An 18,395-nucleotide genomic window follows, 5' to 3' on the forward strand; every position below is an offset into this window, starting at 1 on the left:
GCGTGGCAGCGTGACCGTGGGTGCCGCGGATGGCTGACCTCGTTTACCTGCGGTCCTACGACGACCGCGGGCGGGTCGACGACACCGACGCGCGCAAGGCGCTGGACGCCACCGTCGAGTTGCTCCGCGAGGTGCCCTACGACAGCGTCACCCTGCGGATGATCGGCAACCGGGCCCGCATCACCCCACGCGATCTGCGCGCGCACTTTCCGTCCAAGGACGCCATCGTCGCGGAGATCTATCTGCAGCGGCTGCGCGCGGCGCCCCTGACCGTCGATGTGGAGCAGGATGTCCGGTCCCGCATCGCCGACCAGTTCCACGAACTCGTGATGCTGCTGGCCGACGAACCCGGGCTCGCCGCCGCCTGCTCGGCCGCGCTGATCGGCGACGAGCCGGGTGTGCGGTCGATCCGGCACCGCATCAATGCGGAGTACCGCCGGCGGGTGTGCACCGCGCTGCGGTCCGGGGCGTGGCCCGAGGTCACCGAGACACTGCACTTCGGGCTGATCGGTGCGCTGGTGCAGGCCAGTTGCGGCGCGGGCGGGTTCCGCGAAACGGCCGACGAGCTCGCCGGTGCGGTCGCCGCGGTGCTGTCCTGACGCTGTGGGCTCGCGTCGTCTTCGCGGCACGGTGTGCTCAGATTGGCAAAGCCCAGGTCAGTGCCCCTGCGGGGGGACGTCCGCGTGGTCGTGACTTTGAAGTTGGGCAACGACTGCCTCTAACATGCAGACGACCTGACTAGCTGAGGAGCCGTACGTGAAGACTCGCGCCAGCAAAACCATCGGGGCCGCCGCCGGCGTCGCCGCGATCGCCGTTTCGATCCCGCTCGCGGTGACCGCCTACGCGCAGCCCGCGGAGCCGACCACCGAGCCGACCGTCGAGATCCCCAATCCGGAGGGCTCGGGCTGCGACGCCTTCAAGGAGGCGGTGCCGAACTGGAAGTCGCTCAACGCCCTGCCGCTCGGCCAGGCGCTGCAGGCGATCCCGGACGCCAGCACCTTCTACTCCGCGATCTCCGGTGGCCTGAACCCCGCGGTCAACGTGCTTCCGGTGCTCGAGAACGGCCCGTACGTGGTGTTCGCCCCGACCAACGAGGCGTTCGCCGCGCTGCCGCCCGGACAGCTCGAGGCGCTGAAGGCCGATCCCGCCGCGCTGACGGACCTGGACTACTACCACGTGTTCCTCGGCATCCTCGGACCCAAGGACGTCGAGGGTCAGCGGCCCACCCAGCAGGGTGCGGACGTCAAGGTGACCGGCGAGAACGCCGACGTCAAGATCAACGACACCGCCAAGGTGGTCTGCGGCGGCATCCAGGCCGCCAATGCGCGGATCTACCTGATCGACACGGTGCTCGACCCGAAGACCCCGCCGGAGGCTGTCACCCCGTCGGCGACCTCGACCAGCGAGACCACCACGACGACGACCACCACGACCACGCCGGAGCCGACGCCGGCCGCGGACGCCCCCATCGGGTAGCGTCCGGGCCCGGCCCTGGGCTCAGCGGCCGAGCGCCCCGGGCCTTACAGCCCGAGGTCGCGGCCGATGATCTCCTTCATGATCTCGGTCGTACCGCCGAAGATCGTCTGGATCCGCACGTCGACGTAGTCGCGCGCGACCTTGTACTCATTCATGTAGCCGTAGCCGCCGTGCAGCTGCACGCAATTGTCGACGACCCTCTTGCCGAGCTCGGTGCACCACCACTTGGCCTTGGACGCCTGCACCGCGGTGAGCTCACCGTCGACGACGGCGCGCAGGCACCGGTCGATGTACTGTTCGGCGATCTCGAGTTCGGTGTCCATCTCGGCCATCAGGAAACGATTGTGCTGGAAGCTGCCGATGGGCTGACCGAAGGCCTTGCGGTCCTTGACGTACTGCAGCGTCTCGTTGAACGTCGCACGGGCCCCGGCGATCGCGGCGATAGCGATCGACAGCCGCTCCGAGGGCAGGTTCTGCATGAGGTGGTAGAAGCCCTTGCCCTCTTCGCCGAGCAGGTTGTTGCCCGGCACCCGAACGTTCTCGAAGTGCAGCTCGGCGGTGTCGGCGGCGTGCAGGCCCATTTTGTCGAGCTTGCGACCGCGCTCGAAGCCCTCCATGCCGCGCTCGACGACCAGCAGCGAGAAGCCCTTGTGCCCCGCGTCGGGATCGGTGCGGGCCACCACGACGACGAGGTCGCTGTTGATGCCCGCTGAGATGAACGTCTTGGATCCGTTGAGGATCCAGTCGTCGCCGTCGCGCACCGCTGAGGTCTTGATACCGGCCAGGTCGCTGCCGGCACCCGGCTCGGTCATCGCGACGGCGCCGATGAGCTCACCGGTGATGTAGCCGGGCAGCCACCGCTGCTTCTGCTCCTCGGTCGCCAGATGCGCGAAGTACGGGCCGACGATGTCGTTCTGCAGGCTCAGCCCGGGCGTGGCCGGTCCGAACTTCGAGAACTCCTCCACGATCACCGCGTTGAACCGGAAGTCGTCGACGCCGCCGCCGCCGTACTCCTCGGGCAGGTTGAACCCGATCAGGCCGTATTTGCCCGCGGCGACGTACGCTACGCGGTCGACGAGCCGGTTGGCCTCCCACTTCTCGGCGTTCGGCGCGCATTCCTTTTCCAGGAACTGGCGCGCGGTCTCGCGCAGCTGCTCGTGTTCGGGCTCGAATACCAGTCGTTTCATGGTCACTTTGCTTACTTGGCTTTCCATACGGGCCGGCGCTTCTCGGCGAAGGCCAGCGGTCCTTCCTTGGCGTCCTCGGAGCGCATCACGGCGACGATCTCCCGCAGGGTCCGCGCCCAGCCGGGCTCGTCGCCGACGATCACTCCCTTGTCGACGCCCATGGCCACCCGCTTGCTCGCCCAAACAGCAAGGGGCGCATTGCATGTGATGCGCTCGGCGAGTGCCAGCGCCGCATCGACGGCGGTGCCGTCGGGCACCACCTGGTTGATCAAGCCCCACTGCAACGCATCGGCCGACGACATCGGCTCGCCGGTGAACAACAACTCCATCGCGACCTTGCGGGGCAGGTGGTCGACGATGCGGAAGACGCCTCCAGCGGCCGCGATGAGGCCACGCTTCACTTCGGGCAGGCCGAACTTCGCGCGCTCCTCGGCTACCACCAGATCACTGGCCAGCGCCAACTCGGTGCCGCCGCCCAGCGCGGTGCCGTTGACGGCCGCGATGGTCGGCTTGTCGATGTAGTGGTGCACGTAGCCCGCGAAACCCCACTCGGCGTGGCCGGGGTGGAAGAGGTTCTCCCGTCGCGAGATGGCCTTCAGATCGGCTCCGGCACAGAAGGATTCGCCGGCACCGGTCAGCACCACCGCGCGCACCTCGGGGTCGTCCTGCGCCTCGGCCAGCGCCTCACCCACCGCGGTGCTCACCGCGGCGTTGACCGCGTTGCGCGCTTCGGGCCGGTTGATCGTGATGAGAAGTACGTTGCCCCGCCGCTCGGTGAGAGCGGCGGGGGCGGTCACGTCTGCGGTCACAGCAGTTCGATGATGGTGGCGTTGGCCTGGCCGCCGCCCTCACACATCGTCTGCAGGCCGTACTGGATTCCCTTGTCCCGCATGTGGTACAGCATCGTGGTCATGATGCGGGCGCCGGAGCCGCCGAGCGGGTGACCCAGGGCGATCGCGCCACCGTTGGGGTTCAGCTTCTTCTCGTCGGCGCCGATGTCCTTCAGCCACGCCATCGGCACCGGGGCGAACGCCTCGTTGACCTCGAAGACGCCGATGTCCTCGAGCCGCAGGCCGGACTTCTTGAGCGCCTTCTGGGTGGCGGGGATCGGGGCGGTCAGCATGATCACCGGGTCGGCGCCGGCCAGGGTGGCGGTGTGCACCTTGGCAATCGGCTTGAGCCCCAGTTCCTTCGCCTTCTCGGCGGACATGAACAGGATCGCGGCCGAGCCGTCGGAGATCTGCGAGGAGTTGCCGGCGTGGATGACGCCGTCCTCCTTGAACGCCGGCTTGAGCTGACCCATCTTCTCGATGGTGGTGCCGCGGCGAATACCCTCGTCCTTGAGCACCGTGCTTGTTTGTTGCTCGTCCTTTACCTTGATGCCGACGATCTGGTCGTCGAAGGCGCCGGAATCCTGTGCCGCGGCTGCTTTGTCGTGTGACGCGAGGGAGAACTCGTCGACCATGGTGCGGTCGAAGCCCCACTGCTCGGCGATCATCTCGGCGCCGATGCCCTGGTTGGGTGTGCGGTCGTAGCGCTGCTTGAAGCTCGCGGGGTAGGGGTTGCCACCGTTGGCCAGCGAGGCGCCCATCGGGGTGCGCGACATCACCTCGACACCGCCGGCGACGGCGACGTCGTAGTGCCCGGCGATCACGCCGGCAGCGGCGAAGTGGACGGACTGCTGGCTCGACCCGCACTGGCGGTCGACGGTCACGCCCGGCACGCTCTCCGGCCAGCCCGCCGCGAGCAGCGCGGTGCGGCCGATGTCGAGGGCCTGCTCACCGGCCTGCATGACGCAGCCCCAGATGACGTCGTCGACCAGCGCCGGGTCGACGCCCGCCCGCTGCACCAGCCCGTTGAGCACCTGCGCGGACAGTTCGGCGGGGTGGACGCCCGACAGCCCGCCGTTTCGCTTGCCGACCGGCGACCGTACGGCCTCGACGATGACGGCTTCAGCCATGACACTTCTCCTTCGAAGACGAATGGTTCACCCACGCTGGGGTGTCACCCCCGAACGTAAACGAACATGGTTTACTAGGTCAACCTACTGGTTGGTAGGCCCTCGGTGGTCATCGACCCGCCGCAACCGATGGTCCACATGGTTTACTGAGTTGCATAGCTCACCCACCACCGGGTGGCAATTCGCAGGAGATGTGGTGACTCGAAGCACGCCGTTGGCGCCGATGATCGGCCCCGATGCCGTCGGCGCGAGCAGGGCGGTCCGGTCACCCAAGACTGCCGAGCTCGTCGCGGGCACGCTGCGCCGCATGGTCGTCGACGGCCAGCTCAAGGACGGCGACTTCCTGCCTAACGAGGCCGAGTTGATGGCGCACTTCGGGGTCAGCAGGCCGACGCTGCGCGAAGCGGTGCGGGTGCTGGAGTCCGAACGCCTCGTCGAGGTGCGCCGCGGCTCACGGACCGGCGCGCGGGTGCGCGTGCCCGGACCCGAGATCGTCGCCCGCCCGGCCGGCCTACTGCTGGAGCTGTCCGGCGCGACGATCGCCGACTTGATGACGGCGCGGGCCGGCATCGAACCAATGGCCGTGCGACTGCTGGCGGAAGCCGGAAACACCGAGGCTTTCGACGAGCTCGAGAAGATGCTCGAAGACCATGTGCCGTCCGGCTGGCAGAACGACACGCTCGCCGAAACCACGGGCGACTTTCACCTGCGCGTCGTCGAGCTGTCCGGCAACGCCACCCTCGGCATCATCGCCGGGATGCTGCACGAGATCACCGTGCGCCACAACGCATTCCTGTTCAAGGAACGACGCCCGGTATCCAAGGCCGACTATGACAAGCTCATGCGGTCGTATCGAAAACTGATGCAGCTGCTCCGATCCGGAGATGGCGCGGCGGCCGAGGCCCATTGGCGAAAGCACCTCGACACCGCGCGCGATCTGCTACTGCAGGGCCTCGAGGACGTCAAGGTGCGCGACGTGATGGGGTAACCCCCGAGTCAACGAGCGTCAGCGCTGTCCTTCTTCCACGTGACGTGCACCGGCACGGTGTCGTCCCACGGCTGCCGCGTCACCATCTCGGCGACTTCGACATAGCCCCTCTCGAATTCACCGGTGGAAGCGTCGACCAACCGGTACTGCTGGGTCTGCCGGTGGATCGGTTGGCCGTCGATCAGCACCACCCGCACCTCGCCGGGCTCGAATCCGCAGCGCTTCTGCAGCGCCTCGATCAGCTGCTCGTTGTGCATGTGGCCGTCGCCGAAGTTCCAGCCGATCGCGGTGCTGCAGATCCGTTCGCCGTCGGTGAGCACGTAGTCGTCCTCGTTATGACCGGCCATCGCACGATGTGCGAGCGTGAACATCGCACGACCGTGAGTGTTGAAGGCGCGGAACGCATATCCCATGTAGAGGTACATCTGCGCGGTCTCCGGGCTGCCGTAGTACCGCTCCATCTGCGCCTGGGGCATGCTCGCGATCGAGACGATGTTTTTCTCGATCTTCTCCGACGCCGACGGCTTGACACACCACAGCCCGGTGTCCCAGTTGCCGGCGTAGTACCGCATGCCGGGCAGGAAGGACACCTTGCGCGGGAACAGGTTCCCCGTCACCACGGTGCCGGCGACGACGGCGAACAGCACGATCGGCCAGGGGCTCTGCAGGTCGCCGAGGCCGATATCGGCGTGGCCGACGAAAAGCGCCAGCACCGAGAACATCATGAACACGTTCCACTCCAGCGGCACGCCCATCGGGATCGACGACAGGATGCCGAAGTGGAACACCAGCATCACGAACGCGGCGATGTAGGTGGGCCAGCCGCCGCCCGAGAAGAACAACACCAGCGGCACCAGTCCCTCGACGGCGGTGCTGAAATGAGCGAGCCATCGCGACAGCCGGCCGGGCCGTAGATCGTCCGGGAAGTGTTCGAAGAACTTGCGTTTGATCCACCGCGGCCGGAACACCGGGTTGTTGCTCATCATCGTCGAGATGACGAACGGGAAGTGCTTGTTGAGCTTCGATGTCGCGGCGCCCAGCCAGATCACCAGGCACACCAGCTTGGCCGCGATCATGATGTCGGGTCCCGCGAACAGGAAGCACACCGCCAGCGAGGCGTACACCTCGCCGCGCGCGGCCAGGAAGATCACCTTGTCGCGCAGGCCGAGCACTGCCAGGACACCGAGGATCGCCCAGATCTGCCACACCGGCAGCACACCCGCGGTCGTGCCGAGTTCGGGGATCGGCCCGGTGCCGTCGGAGAACAGCGCCACGACGAGCAGCACCAACAACGCGGCGTACAGCAGCACGTCGAATGGGGTGCGGGTGTTCCCCTTCGTCAGCGGGATGCGGGTCGGCCACGGTGGCAGCCGGATCGTCTTGGGCCGCAGCCAGTACAGGATCGAGCCCATCGGCGGGAAGAACCGGTTGTTCAGCGGCCCGAAGCCACAGCCGAGGCCGACGACCTCGAACAGCATCGTGTAGAGCACGACCTTCTCGAACACGATCGGTTCGTTGTACCAGGAGGTGACGTTGGTGAACCCGTCGATCCCGGTAGTGGTGAGCACGACCAGCCATGCGCCCAGGATGTAGAGCAGAATCTTCACGACGTAGAAGAGGTGCAGGACGACCGGCGTTCCGAACCCCACCTCGGCCCAGTGCCGGGCCATCGGCACGATCTTCTCGGCGCGAGTGCCCTTGCTCCATTCCTCGAAGTCGACGACGGGTGCGTCCTGCTTCAGAAACCCCATAGCGTGACAGATTAGAACGTGTTCTAGCTATTCAGGTCCGGTTCGGCGCGGTGGCCGGGCTACGCGTCGGTCTTGGCAGGCGGACGGTAGAAGATCAGCAGCTGACCGACGCCGCCGACCAGTCCGAGCACGACCGCCACGGCCAGTCCGCCCCAGCCCTGGACGTAGTCCCACAGTGCGGTGTCGGAGAACAAGGCGTAGTCGAGGCTCAGCTTGCCGGCGCCGAGTCCGGCGATCGCGACGGCGGTGACCGCGAGGATCAGGTTGTACTCCCAGCCCTCCTTGACGATGAAGAAGCCGTTCTTGCGGTGCACGGTCCACGCGGCGGTCAGCATCAGCGCCAGGAAGCCGGCCGCGGGGATCGGCGTCAGCAGACCGACGGCCAAGCCCAGGCCGGCGGCCATCTCCGTGGTCGCGGCGACGCGCGCGTGGAAGACGCCGGGCTTCATGCCGATGCTCTCGAACCACCCCGCGGTCCCCGGGATGCGGCCTCCACCGAAGAACTTGTTGTAGCCGTGCGCGGCCATCGTCAGGCCGAGCACGACACGCAGTACCAGAAGTGCGAAGTCGTAGGCAGTCATGCAACAAAACTTAGGCCATCTGTTAAGCCGCTGCCCAGCCCCGTCCACGCTGAGCACGGTGCCGTGGATGTTCGCGGCGTGACGGGACGCCTGGGAGTTCCCATGCTCCGCGCGATAAGGCCCCTGGCGGTGTTGAAACAAGTGGCGGATAGCCCTCCGGCTTCGGGTACATCGTCCCTATTTGCCTCTGTCACGCGCGCAGTTGAATGACCACATCCGAACCAACATCGACTCCGGGAGGTCGTCATGTCAGGAGGCACCGTCGCTCGCGTCACCGAGATCAGCGCGAGGTCCGACACCAGTTTCGAAGACGCCGTGAAGATTGGCCTTGCCCGGGCCGAGCAGACGCTACGTGGCGTCAAGTCGGCCTGGATCAAGGAACAGTCCGTGGACGTGGAGAACGGCGGGATTGTTGCCTACCGCGTCAACATGCTGGTCACATTTGTCCTCGAGTAGCGCAGTCATCCCTAGCTCGTGGGGGAAGGAGGGCTGGTTCCAACGGCCAACGCCGCATCCAATCTCTCGACATAGGCGTCGATGTCGCCGATCGCCGACTCTGCCGCATGCACGCTGACCGCGATGGTGTCGCCGATACCGTGCACACCGTGCGTGAGGCCCATCATCGGGGACAGACTGGGGAGGCCGGCTGTCAGCACGACGGTGGCGTCACCGAACACCAGATCCGCCGCGCCGCGGTTGACGCTCGACACCACGGTGTTGCCGATGGCCGTCGGCGAGCGCACCGTCGGATCGAATTGCGCGATCCCCCAACGTAACAAGGGCGCAGGCACGGACGCAGCCGCCCGATCGGCCGCCGCCATGGCCGGATGCGATGCCCTCCGGCGGCGCTGCTCGAGGTCCTCGGCGATCCGATCCATTCGCTCTTCGAACGGCAGATCCGGGTACAGGCCTACGCCGACATTGCCGAAGTGATTGTGCGAGGTCCGTTCACCGGCCTTCGCCATGGGCACCTCTGCGCGCAACCGCGACGGGTCGTCCCCTAGTTGGCGCAGATGCGCAGACAGCGCCGTCGACACCGCGGCCAGCACCCCCACTGTCACCGTCGGCCCAGAAAGCTGCGACCGCTTCCTGACCAGAGTGCGGACGCCGCAGGCACCTTCGGGACGGGCATTGCTACGCAGCGCCGGACCCGGATCCGCCTGTGGGGCAACCAGTCCAGCCTCGGTATCCCGCACCAGCTGCCGATGTGCGCGGGCGGCTCGATACCCGCGCCACGGTAGCGCCGCGCCCAGCAACGGCCGCGGGCCCGCAACCGCTGGTACCCATTCATCGCGCCCGAACAGCCACGCCGCCAAGGCCGACGACCGGATCCCGTCTGCGAGCGCGTGCGCCATCTGCAACACCGCCACCGTGCCTCGTCCAGCGCCCGGCATCCCCCCGACCGACGGGAAAACGTGCAGCCGCCAGGCCATCACTCGCGGGTCGAGCTGGTCGTCGTTCAGTCGAACGACCGCCGCCAGACAGCTCGACCAGTCATCGGCTGGGTGCACGATGAACTGGTCGGCCGCCACCTCACCGCCCACCCACGAGGGGTATGCCAAGGGGCCGTGGTCGCGGATCCGGAGCCCGAATTCCGGGCAACGGCGCGCGCGATCGCCAACGCGCCGCAGCGCGTCCTCCAGATCTGACGCGATACCGCCGAAGCCGTAGAGCAGGAACTGGTCGTTCGGGATCTTCGCCGAAGTCCAGTACGTCTGCGCGTCCACCGCAGACAGCCGGCGGACCAACATGCCCCCTAGGCCGGTCCGACGAAGTCGACGATGTGTCCGGCCACCGCCTCGGGCTGCTCGAGTTGCAGGAAATGCCCGGCCCTCTCGACCTCGGCGACTCTGCTGCCCTCCGGTAACACCCGCTGCACCCACCGCGCGTATTCCGGTGAGGCACAGCCGTCGTCGGTGCCGTGCAGATACAGCGTCGGCAGCACGGGTGCGGACAGCCAGTGCTTGTGCAACTCGGAGTACTGCGCCGGCGGCTTGGTGTTGCGAATGGTCGCCCGGTAGTAGCCGAGTGCGGCGCGCCAGTGCTCGGGAGCGCCGATGGCGGCGTCGACGTGGGCGACGTCCTCGGTGGCGTCGTATCCCGGCGACCACTGCCGCCACAGCCGCGGCACCACCCACGCCTCGGAACGTTCTGGCAGCGCGGGCAATTGGAAGAACATGATGTACCAGCTGCGCAGCAGCTGGCGAGGCAATTGCGCGGCCAGCGCGAGACCATCGGGCACCCGGCCCAACGGCCGGAACGCCGCGGCCAGGGGCACCGACATGATCACGGCCTTGTCGAACGGGCTGTCGGGCATCGCAGCGAGACCCGCGCCGGCGATCGCGCCCCAGTCGTGCCCGATGACAACGTCGCGTCCGGTCGGCCCGGCCGCGTCGAGTGTCCGCAACGCGTCGTCCATCAGGGCCCCGACGTGATAGCTCCCGTCGGACGCCCGCGACGACGGCGCGTATCCGCGCATGAACGGCGCGACCACCCGGTATCCCGCCTCGACCAGCAGCGGCGCCACCTTACGCCAGCCGTGGGCGGTGTCCGGAAAGCCGTGCAGGCACAACGCCACTGGCGCACCGGGAGGGCCCCAGGACAGCGCGCGCAACCGAACGCTCGGCGCCTCGACGTCGATCAGTTCGGGCTCGGCCATCAGACCGGGTCGAATTGGGAGATCAGCCAGCGGCCGTCGATCTTCTCCAGAGTCACCCGCACGCTCGAGGCGGTGTCCGTCGGTGTGTCCTGCCCGACCACCACGGTCTGATTGACGAACACCAGTACGACGGCCTTGTTCGCTTCTGCCGACACCGATGCCGCAGCCGGAACCGAGGCGACGGCGGAGATCTGCTTCTCCTTGGCGCCGGGGATCACCACGTCGTTGATCAGTCCGGTGTAGGACTCCTGGAATTCACCGGTCAGCAGGCCGCGCGCGTCGTTGAGTTGCTGCTCGACGGTGTCCGGCTTGTAGGACAGCATCGCGACGGTGCTGTCCTTGGCGGCCTGCACGGATTCGATGGCGGCGGTGTCGGCGTTGCGCACCGAGTTGTCCATCCACTTCAGGTATCCCGCACCAGCGGCCAGCAGCAGCGCGACCGCAGGGATGACACCGAACGCGAACACCCGCGCCCAGTCGATCCGCCGCTTGGGCGCGGCCGGTTCGGGGTCCGAATCGTCGGTCACGGGCTCGGCAGCGTTCACCGGCTCGGCAGCGTCCACCGGCTCGGCAGCTTCGGTGGCGACGTCGGGCTCCGACGGCTCCACCGGCGAGTCGGTCACCTCGACGGCTTCCGAGGAGGCTTCGGTCGTCTCCTCGGCGCTCTCGGCATCGCCCTCGACCTTCTTGCTGCGATTCGGCAGCCTGTGCCTGTTGCTCACGGTACGAACTCCACGTTTGACACCTTCGCCTCGTCCTCACCCGTCTTCTGCACCGTCAGCCGCATCCGCCAGGATCGCGGCTGTTGTTCGGGCGCACCGGCATTCGACGTCTGCACGGTGACCGCGACCAGCACCCTGGCCTCCTCCCCCGACACGGACTCCAGCCCCGCCTCGGCGATGGTGCCCACCGACTTCGACTGCGCCTGCTTGACGACCTCGACGAACGGCGCCGACCGCTGCTGGAAGTCGTCGTAGAACGTGCCCGTCGCCGAGTCGAGGACCCGCTGCACGTCGCCGTCGGCCTGCTGCCAGTCGATCGTGGTCAGGTTCAACGCCCCCTGGCGACCGACCTGAAGAAGCAATTTGTGCAGTTCTTCGGTCTGGTTCGACTGATAGGCGCGGAACCCGAGCCAGCCGGTCAGCCCGGCGAGCGCGACCACCAGCACCAGACCGACGATCGTCGCCAGACGGACGTGCGACATCGGCGGCTTCGCCGGCGCAACCGCTTCGGCCTCGGAGTCGTCGTCATCCCCCTGGTCGTCATCGGCCTCGTCAGATGCCTCGTCGATCGCCTCAGCCTCGGTGCTGGACTGCTCGACGGAGTCATCCGCCGTCACATCCGTGGCGACGGTGTCTCCCGACGGTTCCGACGACGATTCGGTCAGTTCCCCTTCGGGGGTATCAGCATCGTCTGCCATGTTTGCTCCTCTGCGGCGCTGTGGGCCAGGTTGGACTGCGTGTAGACGCGCCCGTCCGGTCCAACGTACGTGCCAGTCGTCGGATCATATTCGGCGGCCGCGACGGGTAGCGGCGGCGTACCCGGCGGAGGAGGCGTCACCGCGACGGGCACATCCGGCGGCACATGCGGAATGTCCTGCCCCGACAGCGTGGCGTTCGGGTCGCCCTTCCAGTTGTATCCGTCGTTGAGCGGCACGTAGTTCTCGCCGCTCTCGCACTGCTGCCAGGTCGGGGCGCGTTTGCCCGGGACGGTGATACAGGGCAGGTTGCGCGCGCCGCGCACGTTGAACGGCGCGTCCTGTGGCGTTCGGCAATAGAGATCGCCCGGCGGACGCTCGGGGTAGTCCTCGAAAGTCGGCACCCGTCGCTGCTGGGCGGGCAGGAACCCGGTCGTGCACGGCGGAGGCAGATTCTGCGGCGGCAGCGGCAGCGGCGCAGGAAACGCGGGCAGGATCGCGTTGAGGTTGAAGACCAGGGAATCACCCTCGTAGTCCTGCTTCGTGTTCCGCTTGTGCACGCCGACGGCCTGCGTGACCGCGGTGCCCTGGGGCAGCAGCACCAGCAGCTGCTCGAGGCTCGGCTGGTAGGTCACAGCCACCTCGCCGATGCTGACCAGGTTGGCCAGCACGATCGGCAGGGTGGGCTGCAGCCGCTCGAACAGCGCGCGCACCTCGTCGGCGGCACCCGGGCCCTTGGCGAGAATGCCCGCGACGGCCGGATCCTGGCTCTGCAGCTGACCGCTGATGCTCGCCAGGTTCGCCGCCCAGGCCTGGATCGAGCCTGCGGTGTCGGTCTGGGTGTCCAGCACCGGCTTGGACTGGTCGATCAGGGTCGTCAGCGAGTCGAGGTTCTTGCGGGCGTCGATGGCCAGCGTGGTGCTTCCGGTGACCAGCCGGCGCAGTTCGGGCCCGAGCCCGCCGACCGCGACGTAGGCCTCGTCGATGACGGTCTTGAGGTTCTCTTGCGGGATCGCCTCCAGGCCGCGGTTCGTGGCGTTCAAGACCGCGTTGATGTCCGTGGGCACCGTCGCGCGATCCAGCGGGATCACGTCCCCGTCCTTCAACTCCGGACCTTCGCCGCCGCGCGGGAGCAACTGGACGAACTGCTCGCCGACGGAGGACACGCTGTGCACCTCGGCTTCGAGGTCGGCGGGGATCGTGACGCCGGAGTCCAGCGTCAGCACCGCCTCGACGCCGGTGTCGGTGAGATCGACGCTTTTCACCTCGCCGACCGTCACACCGCGGTAGGTGACGTTGCTCCTCGGATACAGCCCACCCGTCTCGGGCAACTCGAGGGTCACGCGGTACTGCCCGATGCCGAGAAGGTCGGGCAACCGCATGTACCCCAGCACCATGATGGTGAGCGCGGTGGCCGCGATGACGGAGAAGATCGCCATCTGAATGAGGATTTGCCGGGTCATTCGCATGCTACGGCCCCTGGTCCCAGCGGTACGGCGCGACCAGCGGGTTGCCCGCGGTCCCCGGCCCGCCTGCGATGCACGGGTTGGGGAACTGGCCGATGGTGCGGCCCCACTGCAACTCCAACCAGGTCAGGTGGCACTCCCACCGCGTGCCGGTGAAGAACCCCGAATCGATCCGGCTCAACGTCAGGTCGACGACCAACGTGAGGTTCGCATAGTCGCCGCGCATCCAATTGGTGAGCGTCTCCTTGGGGAACGGGAAGGTGGGCAGGAAGCTCAGCGCGCGGGTCAGGGCGGGACCGGCGTCGGCCAGCTCCTCGAGCACCACGCCGAGGTCCTTGAGCTCCTGCACCAGCGCATCCTTGGTCTGGTCGACCGAGTCGGCAGCGAGCGCGCTGAACCTGCCCAGCTGGGTCAGCGCGTCGGCCAGGTTGGTCCGCTGGTCCCGCAGCACCGCCACGGCATCGGGGATTGTCCGTAATGCCCGGTCCACCACCGGCTTTTGCGCCGCGAACTGACCGATCAAATTGTTCAGGCTCTCAGTGGCGGCGATGATGTCCTGCTTCTGGTCGTCGAGGTGCCCGATCGCGATGTCGAGCTGCTCGATCAGGCTGCGCAAGTCGTTCTCGCGACCGGTGAACGCGACGCTGAGTGCCTCGGTGATGTCGCTGATGTTGCTGATGCCGCCGCCGTTGAGAAGCAGTGCAACAGCGGCCAGCGCCTGCTCGGTGCTCGGGTAGGAACTCGACGACGACAGTGGAATCAGCGAGCCATCGCGCAGCTTGCCTTGCGGCGCAGCGTCGGTCGGCGGCGCCAGCTCGATGTGCAGAGACCCCAACAGACTGGTCAGGCCGAGCTTGGCCGTCGCATTCGCGGGCAGCTCGACGTCGCCGTTGAGCTCCATCGTCACCAGTGCGTGCCAGCCCTGACGCTCGATCCTCTTGACGTGGCCGACATTCACATCGGCCACCCGGACGCGGGAATTCGGCTCGATGTTGTCCACGTCGGGCATCTGCGCCTGGATGGTGAACGCGCCCGGCCCCGTGCCCTCGACTCCCGGAAGCGGGATGGAGTTCAGCCCTCGCCAGCCGGCACAGCCGGACAGCACCGCAGCCGACATGACGATGACGGCCACTGTGCGAAACACCTTGCCCCGCATCATGGTCCCACTCCCTGCGGCACCATCAGGCCCTGTAGACCGTCGGCGGGATTCGGCGTCATCGGCGCCTCTGCAGGCAACGGCGGACCCGGCGGCGGCGCCGGTGGCTGCGCCTGAGCCGCCTGCGGTGGAGCGGCTGGCGGAACGGGTTGCGGCGGAATGTAATTCGGCCGAAGCCAGTCCTCACTGTAGGTCAACTCGTTTGGCCGGGTCGAGGCGCCGACGAAGACGTTCTGCATGATGGGCAGGAAGTTGTACTGGCGGTTCTTGAGGATCGGCGCCATGTATTGCACGCACAGCTTCGCCGACTGCTCAGCGCCCAGCCGTGACGCCGCCTGTACTGCGCCGCACAGGAACGAAAGCGGATTGGCGAAGTTGTTGAGCATCGGCACGCTGCTCACCGCGCCCTGGGCGGGTTGCCAGATGTTCACGTAGTTCTGCAACGTGTTGGGCGCCACATGCAGGAACTGCTTGACGTCGGCGAGGCTGTCGGTCAGCGCTTGTGTCACCCCGGCCAGTTTGTCCGATGTGGTGCCCAGCGCTTCGCGATTGTCGGCCACGAATGTCTGGACCTCGCCGACGACGTCGTTGAGGTCGCGGACCGCGTTGGCGACCTCGTCGGGATCGTTGGCCAGCAGCCCGGTCACGCTCGCGAGATTCTGGTTGAGCTGGCGCATCACGTCGGTGCTGTCCTGCAGCGCCGACACCAGGATCGCGAGATTCTTGACGGTGGAGAAGATGTCGGTGCTGTGATCGCTCAGCGCGGTCACGGCCTGCGACAGCTTGATGACGGTGTCACGAATGTTGGCACCTTCGCCACGCAGGTTGTCGGCGGCGGTGTTGATGACCGAACCCAGCGGGCTCACCCCGCCCGGCTCGGTCGGCTGCAGCGTCTCTGCCAGCTTCTCCAACTGCTGGCGGACCTCGTCCCACTCCACCGGAACGGCGGTGCGGTCCCGCGGAATGACGGCGTCGTCCTTCATCACGGGGCCGCCGGTGTAGACCGGGGTGAGCTGGATGCTGCGTGCGGTCACCAGCGTCGGCGACAGGATCGCGGCCTTCACGTCGGCGGGCACCTCGTACTTGCTGTCGTACCAGAACGAGATCTTCACCCGCTCGGGCTGCGGTTCGATGGACTCGATCCTGCCCACGGGCACACCGACGATCCGGACATCATCGCCGGGGTAGATGCCGTTGGCATTCTCGAAGTACGCGACGACGTGCGTGCGGTCGGTCCGGTCGATGGAGCGCAACAACACGATCGCGCCGCCCGCCAGGATCACGACCAGAGCAATGGCCAGAAAGATGCGGGCGGTGCGCGTCATTGTCCGGCCTCCGCGGTCGAAAGGTGGGGCACCCCACCGGGAGCGGGCATGAAGGCCGGTACCGGCGTGGGGCCCGGGGTCGACTGCAGACCCGGCGGCGCCTCGGCGGGCGGTCCCGGCGGCGGGCCACCGGGCGGCGGCGCCGGCGGCGGCTCGCGGTAGGGATAGCACCCAGTGGGGCCGGGTAACGGCAGTCCGGGCGGACCGCAACCCTGCTCACCGGGATTGCCGGTGATGGCGTCGGGAATGGTCAGCCGCGGATCGCCGCCCTGGCCGGTCCGCGGGAAGGGCACCGGAAGCGCGGGTGTCCCCGGTTGACCGACCTGTGGATCGTTGAGTTCGGACGGCAGCAGCACGTTGGGATCCAGCCCCAGGTCGGAGAAGGCGGCGTCGATGAACGGCTGCAGGAACTGGCCCGGCAGCAGGTTGGCGACGTAGGTCTTGAAGAACGGACCACCGGACACCGATTCGCCCAGCGACATCGAGTAGTCGGTGAGCAACTCGAGCGACTTCTGCAGTCGTTCCTTGCGGTTGTCGACGATCGTCAGCACGCCGTTGAGCTTGTCCAGAGCAGGTCTCATGGTCTCGCGGTTCTCCGCGATGAAGCCCTGTAACTGCTCGCTGAGCGCCGAGATGTTGCCGGAGACCTGATCCAGTGCGGCGCTCTGGGTCTCCAACTCGGCCAGCAGCGCGTTGGTGTTGGTGATCAGGCTGACCACCTGGCCGCTGCGCTCGGCGAGCACCGTGGTGGCCTTGTCGGCGTTGACCAGCAGACCTCGCAGCTGCGCGTCACGTTCGTTCAGCGTCTCGGAGAACCGCGCCACGCCTTCGACCGCGATCCGCAACTCCGGCGGGGTGTCGGAGAACGTCTCGGCCAACACCCGGAGTGAGTCCGACAACTGATTGGTGTTCAGGCCGCTGATCGTCGTCGCCAACTCGCCCAACGCATCCGGCAGTTCATAGGGCGACGTCGTGCGTTCAAGGGGAATCGTGCCCTCCAGTTCGCCGTCGCCGCGGGAGGCGACCTCGAGGACCTTCGTGCCCAGCAGACCCCTGGTCTTGATCGCCGCCTCGGTGCGATCGCCCAGCCGGATGTCTTTGGCGACGGTGAACGTCACCAGTGCGTGCGGCCCGTCCAACTCGATGGACTTGACCTGGCCCACCTCGAATCCCGACACCTGCACGCCCTCGCCGGTCGTCAGCCCGCCTGCGTCGGCGAAGTAGGCCGAGTACTCGGCGCCCTGGAGGAACGGCAGCCGCTCGTAGTTCAGCGACCCCAGCACGATGGCGATCGTCAGCGCCAGCCCGACCAGGCCGATGACGAACTGATTGCGTTCGGAGAAGGACTTCACCTCGGCGCACACCTCCCGCTGGACTGCCCAGCGACCTTCACGAACACCGGCTGGCCGCCCTTGCCGTTGAGCTTGAGCACGATGTCACACAGGTAGAAGGTGAAGAAGTCGCCGTAGATACCTTGCCGCGCAAGCGCTTGATAGGCATCGGGCAAGGTGTTCAGCAGGTTGTCGAAGTACTCATGGTCGGCCACCACGATCCCCGCCGCGCGGTCCGTCTCCCGAATCGTCTTGGCGAACGGCGGCCGGGCCTCGGCCAGGAGGTCGGTGATGGTTGCCGCCGCGGCGTTGGTGTAGGCCAGCCCGTTGCTGACGTCCTCCTTGCGCTCCTGCAGTGTCCCCACCAGTTCGGAGAGCGCGTCGACGGCCTTTGCGAACTGGTCGCTCTGGTCCCCGAGCGATCCCAGCACGACGTTGAGGTTGATGAGGACCTCCCCGATCAGCCGGTCCCGGTCGGCCAGCGTGCTCGTCAGCGCGGCGGTCTGGGCAAGGAACGAGTTGATCGTCGCGCCCTGACCCTGCAGGGCCGCAATCAGCTGGCTCGACAACGCATTCACCTGATCCGGATCCAGCGCCCGGAACAGTGGCCGGAAGCCGCCGATCAACGCGTCGAGGTCGAGCGCGGGCGAGGTGCGGGCCAGGGGGATCGTCGCACCGGGCGCGAGTCTCTTGGTCTCCCCGGCGCCCTCCTCGAGCGCCAGGTACCTGCCGCCGATGAGATCGTCGTAGCGGATGACGACCCTGCTGCCCTCGGTCAGCACCACCGACTCGTCTGCGGTGAACTCCACCCGCGCCGTGGTATCCGGTTGAATGGCAACCTTTTCGACCTTGCCGACCTCGACGCCGGCGATGCGGACGAAGTCGCCGTTCTCCAGCCCGGTGACATTGGTGAACAAGGCGTTGTAGCTCTTGCTGACCTCCCCGAAGCGCATCTCCCCGAACACCGCGAACAACCCGAACACGCCGAGCACGCACACAGACAAGAACACGGCAAGACGCACGGCGTCGTGCCGGATCTTGGCTTTCATGCCTGCCACGGCTGGTCTCCTCTCATGGCGTCGTCTGTTGGGGGTCGCT

General features: G+C 67.2%; 18 protein-coding genes. 4 read left to right on the forward strand and 14 right to left on the reverse strand.

Going from position 1 to position 18,395, the window contains the following annotated elements; translation table 11 throughout:
- The first annotated feature begins 29 nt into the window (after positions 1–29).
- The gene (locus tag ABGB19_RS05455; protein ID WP_347684878.1) at positions 30–599 is read left to right on the forward strand and encodes a helix-turn-helix domain-containing protein; all 570 of its coding nucleotides are present in this window, start codon (positions 30–32) and stop codon (positions 597–599) included.
- A 157-nt stretch (positions 600–756) separates the two neighbouring features.
- Entirely contained in the window at positions 757–1,476 is a 720-nt protein-coding gene (locus ABGB19_RS05460) for a fasciclin domain-containing protein (protein WP_347684879.1), read from the forward strand.
- A gap of 44 nt (positions 1,477–1,520) precedes the next feature.
- Here ABGB19_RS05460 and ABGB19_RS05465 read toward each other — a convergent pair whose 3' ends face one another.
- From ABGB19_RS05465 to ABGB19_RS05475, 3 genes are read right to left on the reverse strand one after another with little or no spacing between them, the layout of a single operon-like run.
- Positions 1,521–2,663, reverse strand: coding sequence for an acyl-CoA dehydrogenase family protein (locus ABGB19_RS05465; RefSeq protein WP_347684880.1), 1,143 nt, complete (start codon positions 2,661–2,663; stop codon positions 1,521–1,523).
- A gap of 11 nt (positions 2,664–2,674) precedes the next feature.
- Positions 2,675–3,472 carry a crotonase/enoyl-CoA hydratase family protein gene (locus tag ABGB19_RS05470; RefSeq protein ID WP_347684881.1) on the reverse strand — a complete coding sequence of 266 codons (798 nt, stop codon included), beginning with the start codon at positions 3,470–3,472 and terminating at the stop codon, positions 2,675–2,677.
- Positions 3,469–4,623 (reverse strand): thiolase family protein, encoded by a 1,155-nt coding sequence (locus ABGB19_RS05475; protein WP_347684882.1) that lies wholly within the window; start codon positions 4,621–4,623, stop codon positions 3,469–3,471. The genes ABGB19_RS05470 and ABGB19_RS05475 overlap by 4 nt, the downstream gene beginning before the upstream one ends.
- 196 nt (positions 4,624–4,819) lie before the next feature.
- On the opposite strand from ABGB19_RS05475, the gene ABGB19_RS05480 reads away from it, so the two are divergent.
- Positions 4,820–5,611: a FadR/GntR family transcriptional regulator gene (locus ABGB19_RS05480; RefSeq protein ID WP_347684883.1), complete on the forward strand. Its 792-nt coding sequence runs from the start codon at positions 4,820–4,822 to the stop codon at positions 5,609–5,611.
- Positions 5,612–5,619: 8 nt separating this feature from the next.
- On the opposite strand, the gene ABGB19_RS05485 is transcribed toward ABGB19_RS05480, so the two are convergent.
- Both ABGB19_RS05485 and ABGB19_RS05490 read right to left on the reverse strand, forming a co-directional pair.
- The gene (locus ABGB19_RS05485; protein WP_347684884.1) at positions 5,620–7,362 is read right to left on the reverse strand and encodes a DUF3556 domain-containing protein; all 1,743 of its coding nucleotides are present in this window, start codon (positions 7,360–7,362) and stop codon (positions 5,620–5,622) included.
- Between the two features lie 59 nt (positions 7,363–7,421).
- Positions 7,422–7,943, reverse strand: coding sequence for a DoxX family protein (locus tag ABGB19_RS05490; RefSeq protein ID WP_347684885.1), 522 nt, complete (start codon positions 7,941–7,943; stop codon positions 7,422–7,424).
- A gap of 246 nt (positions 7,944–8,189) precedes the next feature.
- Here ABGB19_RS05490 and ABGB19_RS05495 point away from each other — a divergent pair, with 246 nt between their 5' ends.
- Complete coding sequence (locus ABGB19_RS05495; protein WP_347684886.1) at positions 8,190–8,399, forward strand: dodecin family protein; 210 nt, start codon at positions 8,190–8,192, stop codon at positions 8,397–8,399.
- 11 nt (positions 8,400–8,410) lie between these two features.
- Here ABGB19_RS05495 and ABGB19_RS05500 read toward each other — a convergent pair whose 3' ends face one another.
- From ABGB19_RS05500 to ABGB19_RS05540, 9 genes are read right to left on the reverse strand one after another with little or no spacing between them, the layout of a single operon-like run.
- Positions 8,411–9,694, reverse strand: coding sequence for a WS/DGAT domain-containing protein (locus tag ABGB19_RS05500; RefSeq protein ID WP_347684887.1), 1,284 nt, complete (start codon positions 9,692–9,694; stop codon positions 8,411–8,413).
- Between the two features lie 5 nt (positions 9,695–9,699).
- Positions 9,700–10,602 carry an alpha/beta fold hydrolase gene (locus ABGB19_RS05505; protein WP_347684888.1) on the reverse strand — a complete coding sequence of 301 codons (903 nt, stop codon included), beginning with the start codon at positions 10,600–10,602 and terminating at the stop codon, positions 9,700–9,702.
- Entirely contained in the window at positions 10,602–11,324 is a 723-nt protein-coding gene (locus tag ABGB19_RS05510) for a hypothetical protein (protein WP_347684889.1), read from the reverse strand. The genes ABGB19_RS05505 and ABGB19_RS05510 overlap by 1 nt, the downstream gene beginning before the upstream one ends.
- On the reverse strand, positions 11,321–12,022 hold the full coding sequence (locus tag ABGB19_RS05515; protein WP_347684890.1) for an Mce protein: 702 nt from the start codon (positions 12,020–12,022) through the stop codon (positions 11,321–11,323). Before ABGB19_RS05515 ends, ABGB19_RS05510 begins: the two co-directional genes overlap by 4 nt.
- Positions 11,986–13,488 (reverse strand): MlaD family protein, encoded by a 1,503-nt coding sequence (locus ABGB19_RS05520; RefSeq protein WP_347684891.1) that lies wholly within the window; start codon positions 13,486–13,488, stop codon positions 11,986–11,988. The genes ABGB19_RS05515 and ABGB19_RS05520 overlap by 37 nt, the downstream gene beginning before the upstream one ends.
- A gap of 1 nt (position 13,489) precedes the next feature.
- Entirely contained in the window at positions 13,490–14,644 is a 1,155-nt protein-coding gene (locus tag ABGB19_RS05525; protein WP_347684892.1) for an MCE family protein, read from the reverse strand.
- Positions 14,641–15,966 carry a virulence factor Mce family protein gene (locus ABGB19_RS05530; protein ID WP_347684893.1) on the reverse strand — a complete coding sequence of 442 codons (1,326 nt, stop codon included), beginning with the start codon at positions 15,964–15,966 and terminating at the stop codon, positions 14,641–14,643. The genes ABGB19_RS05525 and ABGB19_RS05530 overlap by 4 nt, the downstream gene beginning before the upstream one ends.
- On the reverse strand, positions 15,963–17,318 hold the full coding sequence (locus tag ABGB19_RS05535) for an MCE family protein (protein ID WP_347684894.1): 1,356 nt from the start codon (positions 17,316–17,318) through the stop codon (positions 15,963–15,965). Before ABGB19_RS05535 ends, ABGB19_RS05530 begins: the two co-directional genes overlap by 4 nt.
- Complete coding sequence (locus tag ABGB19_RS05540) at positions 17,315–18,346, reverse strand: virulence factor Mce family protein (protein WP_347685631.1); 1,032 nt, start codon at positions 18,344–18,346, stop codon at positions 17,315–17,317. The genes ABGB19_RS05535 and ABGB19_RS05540 overlap by 4 nt, the downstream gene beginning before the upstream one ends.
- Between the last annotated feature and the right edge of the window lie 49 nt (positions 18,347–18,395).

It is taken from the genome of Mycobacterium sp. B14F4, assembly GCF_039871645.1.
In the GTDB taxonomy this organism is placed as follows: domain Bacteria; phylum Actinomycetota; class Actinomycetes; order Mycobacteriales; family Mycobacteriaceae; genus Mycobacterium.